This is a genomic window from Flavobacterium polysaccharolyticum (assembly GCF_038739875.1).
In the GTDB taxonomy this organism is placed as follows: domain Bacteria; phylum Bacteroidota; class Bacteroidia; order Flavobacteriales; family Flavobacteriaceae; genus Flavobacterium; species Flavobacterium polysaccharolyticum.
The window spans coordinates 105,719-118,102 of record NZ_JBCGDP010000015.1 but is presented as its reverse complement, the minus strand read 5'-3'; the positions used below and the strand labels follow the sequence as shown (position 1 = coordinate 118,102).

Below are 12,384 nucleotides of genomic sequence, written 5' to 3'. Positions count from 1 at the left end.
AGCATGGCTTTGAATGCCATATTGTTTTCTAATTTGGGTAATTGATGAACTACCTTGCTCAACTTCTCTAACGATTTGAAGTTTTAAGGACATGCTGTAATCTCGCTGGGTGCGCTTTACATAATTCGTGTATTCTTCCATAACGATTGTTTTTGTGTATCGCTATTTCAGGACGGGACAGTTCCAACAAAAAAACCGCTTAGTAGAATAATAAACTAAGCGGCTTTTTTGTTTTTACTTTTGAAGTTTTTCAAAAAGCATTTTTAATGTCATGTTTTCTTGAACGTTATGATTTTTAGAAGCAATCATGGTTTTAATAGTTTGAATTCTATCTTTTGTCATAGGATGTGTACTCAAAAATTCAGGCATATCGATACTATGTTCTTTTTCTAATCGCTGAAATAAAGTGACCATTCCTTTTGGATTAACGTGGTTTTTAGTCACTATAACAAAACCTTCTTCATCGGCTTCTTTTTCAAATTCTCTAGAGAAAGACAGAGATTGTAAGGTATTTACATTATCTCCTAAAACGGCCATTACTCCATTTACATCTCCTAAAACAGTTGAAATGAAAAGGTAACCTGATAAGTTTCTGCAAAGCATTTTCATAGAATGACGATTGTTTACGTGAGCGGCTTCATGTCCGATTAAGCCAACTAATTCGTCATAACTTTTCATTTCTTTCAAAATACCAGTATAAACCACTATGGTACCATCGGGTAGTGCATAGGCATTCATAATTTCAGAATCGATGACCTTAAACTTCAATTTCTTTTTGTTGCTGAGTTGCAAACCAGCGGCAAAATCATTCAATATTTTAGATTTTTCGATTTGACTGTCTCCCAAAAGAGAATTTTCGTCTACAAAAGTTTCGCCTAACGTATCATCATAACTTTCAGGAATCAATACCACAGATTTTTCGGCTACCCAAGGTAGTATGTATACATAAGATAAGCCAACGATTGCTAATAAAAACAATGCTAAAAACACATGAAATTTCAGTGGTTTTTGTAAAAGTGTTTGATACCAGTTCAGTTGTCCTGATGTTTTTCTGAATTGATTAATAGTAGCAATCAATACAGCATCGGTTATTTTAATGGTTTGAATGGGATCTTCACCGTGTTGTAAAAACAAAGTGGTGCTTCTATCTTCAAATACAATTGCACTGATTAACCAAGTGTAAGTTTCCGTAACTACAGGAAAAGATTCTTGTTCCTCATTTACACTACTTTTAGATTCAATTTGAAAAGTAAATTGACCCTTATTTGAATCAAAAAATAAATCTATTGTTTTAGGAACAGAAGATTGTCCGTCATAAAAAATGCTTTTAGAAATTGTAGTCATTTTTTAAATAATAAATCCTAAATCTAAGAAGTCACTAATATCCTCGCCTGTTGCATCTTTGAAGTTTTCCTCTGTTTGCGTAAGATTGTCCAAATCAATATTTCCTTCAATTTCAATATGGTCGAAAATATATTTCATGGTTCTTGTAGCTACCCAAGCATATCCAAGTCCTAAAGTAAAAATCAAAATCAAAAGGTTTGTTATTCCTAATGTTAAAAAATCTCCACCAGTAGCTGTAGAGGTCAATTGTAATTCTTTGTCGTCTTTGTGTAAACTTAAATTGGAAACATAGTAATCAAATAAGTCTTTTTGCCACCAAAACATATAAATACCAAAAGTAATGATACTCAAAAAGTATCCTTTTATGTATAAAAAGAAATAATCTGTTCCGTCCCCGCTGTAATTAAATTCAGCATCTCCAAAACGCACATTTCCAAGAACGTATCTTCTCATATTGATTGTCATCCAAAAGCTATAAAAACCTAAGGTAACGATAGTCAAAAGAATCCATTTGAAGAAATTTAGAGTAAATTCTTTACGATCGCCTCTATAGCCAAATCGAATCCCTCTCCAAGAAGTTCTAGACATTCTGTAACGGTAAGAACCATGAATGGCTAATGGTAAAAGCGCCAAAAAGCCCAAGTAAAAAATGATTAGACCAACAAATGGCATTTCTAAATAAATAAATAAAAAAAGCGTACCATAAAGAGAGCCAAAAATTAATAAAGCTTTAATAAAACCTTTGAACATTTCTTTTCCGGTACCGTGAAAGGCGAATGAATCTCCATTAAGATGTGTCTCACCATACAGATAATTGAGTTGTTTGGCTTTGGCCCAAGGGTAATAAAGACCTAGTGTAAGTAATGTTAAAAGCCAATTAACAATAATGATACTAAAAAAATCGCCTCCTTTTCCGGTATAAGACAATTGGTACTCATGTTTTTTTGTAGTTGTTTCTTCCATAGCTGATTTGTTATTTTTCTTGTTAATAAATATGATTGGCTAAATATATTATTTTTTTATGTAATAGTAGTATCAATTTTTCTTATTGAGTTATCAATCATAAAAATGTTAAGAAGAGTAACAAAAACTTTTTAAAGTAATACCTTTGCAGTTAATTTAGACAAAATCAACATAAGCAATAGGTATTGCTATTAACGATTACTTATAAGCAAGAAGACAGATAGTAAAACATTAAAAACAAACACATGATAAAAGTTTCTGATACAGCCAAAAAGAAAATCATCGATTTAATGCAAGAAGATGGTTTTGATGCTGCCAGCGACTACGTGAGAGTAGGCGTAAAAAGTGGCGGATGCTCTGGTTTGTCTTATGATTTAAAATTTGACAAGTCCAAAGGGGAAGATGACAAAATATTTGTAGATAACGACATTACAATAGCAGTAGAAAAAAAATCATTCCTTTATTTAGCTGGAACAACCTTAGAGTTTTCAGGAGGATTAAACGGAAAAGGTTTTGTTTTTAATAATCCAAACGCACAAAGAACTTGTGGATGTGGAGAATCTTTTTCTCTATAAATAAAAAAATATGAGCAAATATACCGAGGACGATTTAAAAATCGAACTAGAAAATAAAGAATACGAATACGGATTTTACACCAATTTGGATTCTGAAACGTTTCCTATTGGATTAAATGAAGAAATTGTTAGAGCCATTTCTAAAAAGAAAGAAGAGCCTGAATGGATGACTGACTGGCGCATAGAAGCGTTTCGTGCTTGGCAAGAAATGATAGAACCTGAGTGGGCCAATGTGCATTATGAAAAACCAGATTTTCAAGCCATTTCTTATTATTCAGCACCAAAAGCAGTAGATCCAAACAAGACATTAGATGACGTTGATCCTGAGCTTTTAGAAATGTATAAAAAGCTAGGCATTTCTGTAGATGAACAGAAAATGATGAACAATGTGGCTATGGATATTGTAGTAGATTCAGTATCAGTAGCTACAACCTTTAAGAAAACGTTGGGCGAAAAAGGAATTATCTTTTGTTCCATTTCAGAAGCGATCAAAGAACACCCAGAACTAGTAAGACAATATTTAGGATCGGTGGTTCCACAAAAAGATAATTTTTATGCCGCTTTAAACTCGGCTGTTTTTTCTGATGGTTCTTTTTGTTATATTCCAAAAGGGGTAAAATGCCCTATGGAATTATCTACTTATTTCCGAATCAATCAAGCGGGAACGGGACAATTTGAACGTACATTAGTTATTGCGGATGAAGGAAGTTATGTCTCTTATCTTGAAGGATGTACGGCTCCAAGTCGTGATGAGAATCAATTGCACGCGGCAGTTGTAGAATTAATTGCTATGGATAGTGCAGAAATAAAATATTCTACCGTTCAAAACTGGTTCCCTGGAAATAAAGAAGGAAAAGGTGGGGTGTATAATTTTGTAACAAAAAGAGGATTGTGTGAAGCCAATGCCAAAATATCTTGGACACAAGTAGAAACCGGATCAGCTGTAACTTGGAAATATCCATCTTGTGTATTAAAAGGGGATAATTCAGTAGGAGAGTTTTACTCTATTGCAGTAACGAATAATTTTCAACAAGCCGATACAGGAACCAAGATGATACATTTGGGAAAAAACACCAAATCGACTATTATTTCCAAAGGAATTTCGGCAGGAAAATCACAAAACAGTTATAGAGGTTTAGTACAAATTAGCCCAAGAGCCGAAAATGCTCGTAATTTTTCGCAATGCGACTCGTTGTTGATGGGTAATAATTGTGGTGCTCATACTTTTCCTTATATCGAAAGTAAAAATCCATCGGCCAAAATAGAACACGAAGCTACTACTAGTAAAATTGGAGAAGATCAAGTGTTTTATTGTAACCAACGTGGTATTCCAACCGAAAAAGCTATTGCGCTAATAGTGAACGGTTTTAGCAAAGACGTGTTGAATAAATTACCAATGGAGTTTGCTGTGGAAGCCCAAAAATTATTAGAAATTTCGTTAGAAGGAAGTGTCGGATAATATCAAAATGGAGAATAAGAAAGTTATCATTGTAGGCTCTTCCAGAAGTAATGGAAATACATCAAAAATAAGTGATAAAATTTCTCTTCAAATAAATGCTGACGTTATTGATTTAAGAGACTATTCTATTACTTATTATGATTATCAAAGTCAAAATGTTACAGATGATTTTTTGCCTTTAATACGATCTATATTAGAAAAATATGATACTTTAATTTTTGCTACTCCGGTATATTGGTACAATATGAGTGGAATAATGAAAGTGTTTTTTGATCGATTTTCTGATGTAATTAGAATAGAAAAAGAAACTGGAAGAAAATTGCGAGGTAAAAAGATGTTTGTAATTTCAAATTCTGATGAAGATAAATTAGACTATGATTTTTATTTGCCCTTTCGATTATCGGCAGATTATTTAGGCATGACATATCTAGGAGAAAAACATTTTTCCTATCAAACAGTAAAAGATCAAGAACATATAAATATTATTTTGTCATAAAGAGAATTCAAAATTCTTCTAAAACTAAAAAAGCAAATGTTAAGTATAAAAAACCTTCACGCCTCAATAGGCGACAAAGAAATATTAAAAGGAATCAACCTTGAAGTAAAAGCTGGCGAAGTGCATGCGATTATGGGACCTAATGGTGCTGGAAAAAGTACACTTTCGGCTATTATTGCTGGAAATGAAAACTACGAAGTAACCCAAGGTGAAATTATCTTAGACAATGAAGATATTGCAGAACTAGGTCCAGAAGAAAGAGCGCATAAAGGGGTGTTTCTTTCTTTTCAGTACCCAGTTGAGATCCCAGGAGTTTCTGTAACCAATTTTATGCGTACGGCGATCAACGAAACTCGTAAAGCCAATGGTAAAGAAGAAATGCCAGCCAACGAAATGTTGAAAGTTATTCGCGAAAAATCAGAATTGTTAGAAATCGACCGTAAATTTTTATCCCGTTCTTTAAACGAAGGTTTTTCCGGTGGTGAGAAAAAACGCAACGAAATTTTTCAAATGGCGATGTTAGAGCCAAAATTGGCCATTCTAGATGAAACAGATTCTGGTTTGGATATTGATGCGCTTAGAATTGTAGCCAATGGCGTAAACAAGCTAAAAAGCGACAAAAACGCTATTGTCGTGATTACGCATTACCAACGTTTATTGGATTATATTGTTCCTGACTTTGTACACGTTTTATATAATGGAAAAATTGTAAAATCTGGCACCAAAGAATTGGCCTATGAGCTAGAAGAAAAAGGATACGACTGGATCAAACAAGAACAAGAAGCGTAAATATGTTTGTAGTTTATCGTTTATTGTTGCCTTAAAAAACAATAAACCTAAAACCATAAACCATAAACAGTAAAACTATGTTAAGAGAAAAATTAGTATCGTCCTTTATGGCTTTTGAAGAAAAGATTGATGTCCAAACGGATCTTCATGATATTCGTACTGCTGCAATAAAGAACTTTGAAAATAAAGGCTTTCCAACCAAAAAAGAAGAGGCGTGGAAGTATACATCCTTAAATGCTATTCTAAAAAATGATTTCAGCGTTTTTCCAAATACCGAAAATACGATTGAATATAGAGATGTAAAAAAATATTTCTTGCACGAAATAGATAGCTATAAAGTGGTTTTTATTGATGGTGTTTTTAGTTCAAATTTATCATCGACTACCCATGAAGGAATTGATGTTTGTTTGATGTCATCAGCGTTAAATAAGCCAAAGTATAAAATGGTTATTGATACCTATTTTAATCAAATTGCAAGTAAAGAAGAGTCATTGACTTCTTTAAATACGGCATTTGCTAATGAAGGTGCATATATCAATATTCCAAAAAGTAAAGTAGCAGATAAGCCTATCGAAATCATGTATTTTTCTACGGGTTCTGAAAAAGCTTTGTTGGTTCAGCCACGTAATTTGGTGATTGTAGGCGAGAATTCGCATGTGCAAATCATTGAAAGACATCAATGTTTGAATGATAATGCGGTATTGACCAATTCAGTTACTGAAATTTTTGCAGCAAAACGCGCTATTGTTGATTACTATAAAATTCAAAATGATGCTGCCGAAGCGAATTTAATTGATAATACCTACGTTTCTCAAAAACAAGAAAGTCATGTTTCTGTACAAACCTTTTCATTTGGAGGTAATTTGACTAGAAACAATTTGAACTTTTATCATTTTGGCGAACGTCTTACCAGTACGCTAAACGGAATTACTATAATAGGAGAGAAGCAACACGTTGATCACTATACTTTGGTCAACCATGCAACTCCAAATTGTGAAAGTTTTCAAGATTACAAAGGAATATTTTCAGATAGAGCCACAGGTGTTTTTAATGGGAAAGTTTTCGTAGAAAAAGAAGCTCAGAAAACCAATGCTTTCCAAAAGAGTAACAATATTTTGTTGAGTGATAAAGCCACCATCAATGCTAAACCACAGTTAGAAATTTTTGCTGATGATGTAAAATGTTCTCACGGTTGTACAGTTGGTCAATTAGACGAAACGGCTTTGTTTTATATGCAACAACGAGGAATTCCAAAGAAAGAAGCCAAAGCATTATTGATGTACGCTTTCTCAAATGCAGTAATCGAAAACATCAAAATTCCTGAACTTAAAAAACGAATTACCGCTATTATAGCTGATAAATTAGGCGTAAAACTAGGGTTTGATTTGTAGTTTTAAAAAAGTTTCTAATAAAATAAATAAAGGGCATGAAGTCTAATAAAGACTTTGTGCCCTTTGTGTATTTATCCACTATCAAAAATTAGTATCTTTGAGTGATTAATGGGCATTCTTATGGAAACAATTATTACAGATATCAACAGTTTAGATCTTTCCAAATCGTACACGTATGCGGATTATCTTACGTGGAATTTTAAGGAAAGATTAGAAATTTTGAAAGGAAAAATTTTCAAAATGAGTCCTGCTCCAAGTAGAAAGCATCAGGAAGTTTCATTTCAGTTATCTTTACTATTTGGAAATTTCTTTAAGGCAACACCTTGTAATGTGTATTACGCCCCTTTTGATGTACGTCTGAAAAACTTTAAACGAAGCACTTCTGATCAAGAAATTACAACGGTAGTTCAACCTGATATTTGTTTGATTTGCGATAAGGAAAAATTAGACGATAGAGGATGTCTTGGCGCGCCAGATTTGATTATAGAAATTCTTTCGCCTGGCAATTCCAAAAAAGAAATGGATATTAAGTTCGATTTATACGAAGAGAATGCCGTAAAGGAATATTGGATTGTGGAACCTTATCAAAAATCAATTTTAATTTATACCTTACAAAAAGATAAATATATTGGTCTTAAACCCATAGCCGAAGAAGGATTGGTGCATAGTCCACTGTTTCCAGAACTGAGTTTTAATGTGGCTGATATTTTTATTGATTGATTTAGTTACGGAATCTAAAAAACGAATTACAGCTATTATAACTAATAAATTGGGCTTAAAACTAAAACTAAATCATTCAGTTATTCTTTTAAAGAATCGCCTTTATATGTTTCGAAAAGACAAAGTTTAATTAAACTTTGTCTTTTTTTTCATTCTTGAACATAGGTTTTCATTTAAAAATTATTTTTTTGTAATATTATGAACTTAAACCATTCATAATAAATATTTTATAAAAAAGTAATCGATGATACCACAAGCAACTACAATAGACGAAGTGATACAATTGCTTCAAGAAATTATTCAACAATCCATAACACAAAAATCTACCAAAGGGTATTTTGCGGTACTTTATCTCAAAGTCACACAAAAAGTAAAAGAAGGAATTCAAAACGGAACTTTCGAAAACGGGCCGAGAATGGAAAAGCTTGATGTAATTTTTGCCAATCGCTATATCAAAGCATATTATGAATTCCAAGCAAAGGAATCTGCATCTAAATCTTGGGAAGTGGCTTTTGTTGAAGCAGATAATTATTGGATTATTGTATTGCAGCATTTATTACTCGGAATGAACGCACACATTAACCTTGATTTAGGAATTGCAGCAGCCCAAGTAAGCCCAAAAGACGAAATCCATAGTTTGCAAAATGATTTCAATACGATTAATACAATTTTATCATCTTTGGTGGCTGATGTTGAGAGAGATTTGACCGAAGTTTGGCCAATTTTAAAGTGGATTCTAGAAAAAACAAAATCCATTGACACTTTTCTTATCGATTTTAGTATGCAAAAAGCCCGTGAAGGCGCATGGAAATATGCTCTTGAATTAGCTCCTCTTGATGGAAAAAAGGCAGAGGAATCTATTACAATTAGAGATGAAAAAGTAGCTCAAAAAGCAAAATTGATAACCAATTTGGGTGGAATTCCTGTTTTTTTATTCAAAATCATGCGTTTGTTTGAAGTGGGTACAGTAGATCAAAAAATTAAAGATTTACAAAACTAATGGCAATAATTTTACGGTGGAAAGTAATTTTTATTAAAAATTTAATATTTTTAGCATAAGAATATTATTTTTATTCTTAATTTAAACCGTAATTTTTATCAATTACCTAAACTTAGTTTTAGACAGTAGTTTTATAGTATGTCAAAGTATAATTTCGTCATTGCAACTACTTTTTTGCAGATGCCAAAAACAAAACACGGAGTATTCCAAAATGTTTAACCAATAAATTTTACATCTATGAGAAAAATTATTTTATCCGTATTGTTTGTTGTTTTTCAATTTAGTTCACTTTTTGCTCAAAACACTTTCGTAGCCAATGGTGTAGTTATCCCTAGAACACTTGAATTTAAAGGGAAAGTGATGGAATTAAGTGGTTTTGGTGTTCGATCGAAAATGTGGGTAGATGTCTATGTTCAGGCACTTTATCAATCTTTTTACAGCGATAAACCTTTTGAAGTGATGCAAAGCAATACCGAAATGGCGATTCGTATACAAATTACTTCCGCTATGGTTTCATCAGGAAAGTTGACACGAAATTTTAACAGTGGATTTGAACGCTCTGCGGGAGACAATCTAGAAGCTTTACGTCCAAGAATAGAAAAATTTAAAAGCTATTTGTCTGATAAAATTGTAGAACATGATGTCTATAACTTGATTTATAATCCAGCAGACGCCTCAGTTTATGTGTATAAAAATGATGAATTAAAAGGAACCGTTCAAGGAATTGATTTCAAAATTGCATTGTTTGGAATTTGGCTATCCAACAATCCTGTAGACGAACAATTGAAAAAGGACTTACTCGGAATAAAATAACTTAAAAAATCACAAACCCGACAATTATAGAAAGTTGTCGGGTTTGTTGTTGAATAGGGTAGGTGTTACTTCTTAAAACTTCCAATCACTCCTTTTAGCAATTCATTTACATCATATTTTGCTTCGTCGCTTAATCCCATTCTAACAATAACCAAATCCAAAGACGGAATGATAAATACTTTTTGTCCTTGGTAGCCATTGCAAGAGTACATATCGCGTGGAGCGGTTGGGAAATGACCACCTGCATTTAGCCAAAAGTGCGCTCCATAACCTTCGTTTGAATTGTTTGTAGGGGTGCTTACATAATGCTCCCAACTGGCATCAAAGACTTGGTCGCCATTCCAATTGCCTTTATGCAAATACAATAATCCAAACTTGGCCCAATCTCTTGCTGTAGCCCATCCATAAGACGATCCAACATAATTTCCAACCATATCAGTTTCGATTAGCATAGAATGCATTCCAATTCTATCGATCAATTGAGTGTACCAAAAATCTAAATACTCTTGATGGGTTTTGAATTGCTTACGCAAGATATAAGACAATAAATTACTAGTTCCCGAGGAGTAATTCCAATGAGTATTGGGAGCAAAGGTGGCTGGTTTTTCGAGCTGTACGCGTCCCATATCTTCGGCTATGAACAACATTTTGGTAGCATCGCATATTTTATCATAGGCTTCTTCCCATTCCAATCCAGAATTCATATGCAACAAATCGTTGGTCGTGATTTTTTTTCGTTCATCCTTTTGCCATTCGGGAATTGGAGCGGGTTTGTTGATGTCGTATTTTCCTTGTTTTTGAAGTATCCCAAAAAACGTTGCAGTGATACTTTTAGTCATAGACCATCCCAAAATTTTACTGTTTTTGGTAAATCCAGTATCGTATTTTTCGGCAATAATATGGTCTTTATAAATTACTAAAACCGCTCTTGATCTTTTTTTCTTTTGTCCTTTTGGATCGAAGGCATTGTTTACTGCGGCAGTTAATTTTGAATAATTAATATTCTCAAAAACAGTGTCTTTGAGTTCCGCATTTCCATAGGGAAAGGGTAAATTGTTTTTTGTAAAGTTGCGTTTTGGTACCAAATAGGGTTTTGAAACATCGAAATCATCATTGATTAAGGTTGCACCTAAACCCTCTCGATAAATCGCTTTTCTGGTTTTTAATCCGTAAACAGATGAAGTGGCGGTTTTGGTGCTGTCATCGATTTCATTTTTGGCAAGGTCAATCAGGTCAATATCATTATCTCCTTTTTCGATCATCTCTTGTGAGCGATGGTCAATAAAATGTCCCGAAGCCATACTTTTTGACGAAAAGCCAGAGATTAAATCGAGTTTAGGATAGGTGGTATATCCAATATAGCCTAGAATAAGTAAAAGAAGGATTCCGATACTTTTTATTATATTTTTCATAAAATGTTATTTTTAAGCAATGTAGCAAAAAGTTGGAAACCTTGTGTTTGGTTTTATTTTTTTCTTTCCTTGCTCAAACTAAGAATGGATTTTCAATAAATGATGCCTATTTGGGTATCAAGTTTTATTAACAACTGTTTGCTGAAAATTAGCTACAGTTTCACTACTTTTGTATTTAGAAAAATTCTAAATTAAGTCATGTTAGACCTTCAAAAAATAAGAGCCGATTTTCCGATATTATCTCAAAAAGTCAACGGAAAACCTTTGGTTTATTTCGATAACGGAGCGACTTCGCAAAAGCCACAAGTAGTGATTGATGCGATTGCCAAATATTATCAAGAAATCAACGCCAACATTCATCGTGGCGTACATACCTTGAGCCAATTAGCGACAGATGCGTATGAACTTTCTAGAGGGAAAATTCAACACCATATCAATGCCAAGCATGCGCACGAAGTATTGTTTACCTCAGGGACAACTCACGGCGTGAATTTGGTAACGAATGGGTTTGCCTCTCTATTAAAATCAGGCGATGAGGTATTGGTGTCTGCTTTAGAGCATCATAGCAATATCGTGCCTTGGCAAATGCTTTGCGAACGTACAGGTGCAACGCTAAAAGTCATTCCGATGAATGAAAAAGGGGAGTTGATCTTGTCAGCCTTTGATCAATTACTATCTGAAAAAACCAAAATCGTTACGGTAAATCATATCTCTAATGCTTTAGGAACTATTAATCCCATTAAATATATCATTGATAAAGCGCACGAATTTGGAGCGGCTGTTTTTATCGATGGAGCCCAAGCCGTGCCTCATTTGAAACCCGATGTACAAGCCTTGGATTGTGATTTTTATGCTTTTTCGGGGCATAAAATGTGTGGGCCAACAGGTACAGGAATTTTGTATGGAAAAGAAGTTTGGTTGAACAAATTGCCACCCTATCAAGGTGGAGGTGAAATGATCAAAGAGGTAACTTTTGAAAAAACCACTTATGCCGATTTACCACATAAATTCGAAGCTGGAACGCCTAATATTGCTGGAGGAATTGTCCTTGGAACTGCGGTAGATTATATGAATGAAATAGGTTTTGAAAATATTCAGGCCCAAGAATTAGCACTTTTAGAATATGGAACCCAACGCTTGTCAGCCATAGAAGGCTTGCGTATTTTTGGTACTTCTGAAAATAAGACTTCGGTAATTTCATTTAATATTGATGGAATTCATCCGTATGATATTGGAACCATTATCGATAAATTAGGAATAGCCGTTCGAACGGGACACCATTGTGCCCAACCCATTATGAATTTCTTTGAAATTCCAGGAACGATTCGAGCGTCTTTTTCGTTTTATAATACCAAAGAAGAAATCGATAGCTTAGTAGAGGCTGTAAAAAAAGCCAAAATGATGCTGTCTTAAACACCCAAA

Annotated in this window: 12 protein-coding genes; 9 read left to right on the top strand and 3 right to left on the bottom strand. The window is 33.7% G+C overall.

Annotated elements, in window-relative coordinates; all coding sequences use genetic code 11:
- Positions 1-234: 234 nt before the first annotated feature.
- Positions 235-1,344, bottom strand: coding sequence for a M48 family metallopeptidase (locus WFZ86_RS14870; RefSeq protein WP_342692655.1), 1,110 nt, complete (start codon positions 1,342-1,344; stop codon positions 235-237).
- 3 nt (positions 1,345-1,347) lie between these two features.
- Complete coding sequence (locus WFZ86_RS14865; RefSeq protein WP_342692654.1) at positions 1,348-2,307, bottom strand: YjgN family protein; 960 nt, start codon at positions 2,305-2,307, stop codon at positions 1,348-1,350.
- Positions 2,308-2,552: 245 nt separating this feature from the next.
- Here WFZ86_RS14865 and WFZ86_RS14860 point away from each other — a divergent pair, with 245 nt between their 5' ends.
- The 8 genes from WFZ86_RS14860 to WFZ86_RS14825 all read left to right on the top strand — a co-directional run bounded on the left by WFZ86_RS14860 (position 2,553) and on the right by WFZ86_RS14825 (position 9,550).
- Complete coding sequence (locus WFZ86_RS14860) at positions 2,553-2,882, top strand: HesB/IscA family protein (protein ID WP_342692653.1); 330 nt, start codon at positions 2,553-2,555, stop codon at positions 2,880-2,882.
- Between the two features lie 10 nt (positions 2,883-2,892).
- Positions 2,893-4,341, top strand: coding sequence for a Fe-S cluster assembly protein SufB (sufB, locus tag WFZ86_RS14855; protein ID WP_342692652.1), 1,449 nt, complete (start codon positions 2,893-2,895; stop codon positions 4,339-4,341).
- Between the two features lie 7 nt (positions 4,342-4,348).
- Positions 4,349-4,837, top strand: a complete 489-nt coding sequence (locus WFZ86_RS14850; protein ID WP_342692651.1) for a flavodoxin family protein — start codon at positions 4,349-4,351, stop codon at positions 4,835-4,837.
- 36 nt (positions 4,838-4,873) lie between these two features.
- Positions 4,874-5,626 carry a Fe-S cluster assembly ATPase SufC gene (sufC, locus tag WFZ86_RS14845; protein ID WP_298300196.1) on the top strand — a complete coding sequence of 251 codons (753 nt, stop codon included), beginning with the start codon at positions 4,874-4,876 and terminating at the stop codon, positions 5,624-5,626.
- Between the two features lie 77 nt (positions 5,627-5,703).
- Positions 5,704-7,017 (top strand): Fe-S cluster assembly protein SufD, encoded by a 1,314-nt coding sequence (sufD, locus tag WFZ86_RS14840; protein WP_342692650.1) that lies wholly within the window; start codon positions 5,704-5,706, stop codon positions 7,015-7,017.
- Positions 7,018-7,137: 120 nt separating this feature from the next.
- Positions 7,138-7,737, top strand: coding sequence for a Uma2 family endonuclease (locus tag WFZ86_RS14835; RefSeq protein WP_342692649.1), 600 nt, complete (start codon positions 7,138-7,140; stop codon positions 7,735-7,737).
- A 244-nt stretch (positions 7,738-7,981) separates the two neighbouring features.
- On the top strand, positions 7,982-8,737 hold the full coding sequence (locus WFZ86_RS14830) for a DUF5995 family protein (RefSeq protein ID WP_342692648.1): 756 nt from the start codon (positions 7,982-7,984) through the stop codon (positions 8,735-8,737).
- A 237-nt stretch (positions 8,738-8,974) separates the two neighbouring features.
- The gene (locus tag WFZ86_RS14825; protein ID WP_342692647.1) at positions 8,975-9,550 is read left to right on the top strand and encodes a chalcone isomerase family protein; all 576 of its coding nucleotides are present in this window, start codon (positions 8,975-8,977) and stop codon (positions 9,548-9,550) included.
- A 65-nt stretch (positions 9,551-9,615) separates the two neighbouring features.
- Here WFZ86_RS14825 and WFZ86_RS14820 read toward each other — a convergent pair whose 3' ends face one another.
- Complete coding sequence (locus tag WFZ86_RS14820; RefSeq protein WP_342692646.1) at positions 9,616-10,962, bottom strand: serine hydrolase domain-containing protein; 1,347 nt, start codon at positions 10,960-10,962, stop codon at positions 9,616-9,618.
- Between the two features lie 198 nt (positions 10,963-11,160).
- Between WFZ86_RS14820 and WFZ86_RS14815 the strand changes: the two genes are divergently transcribed.
- Positions 11,161-12,375 carry an aminotransferase class V-fold PLP-dependent enzyme gene (locus WFZ86_RS14815; protein WP_342692645.1) on the top strand — a complete coding sequence of 405 codons (1,215 nt, stop codon included), beginning with the start codon at positions 11,161-11,163 and terminating at the stop codon, positions 12,373-12,375.
- Positions 12,376-12,384 lie beyond the last annotated feature (9 nt).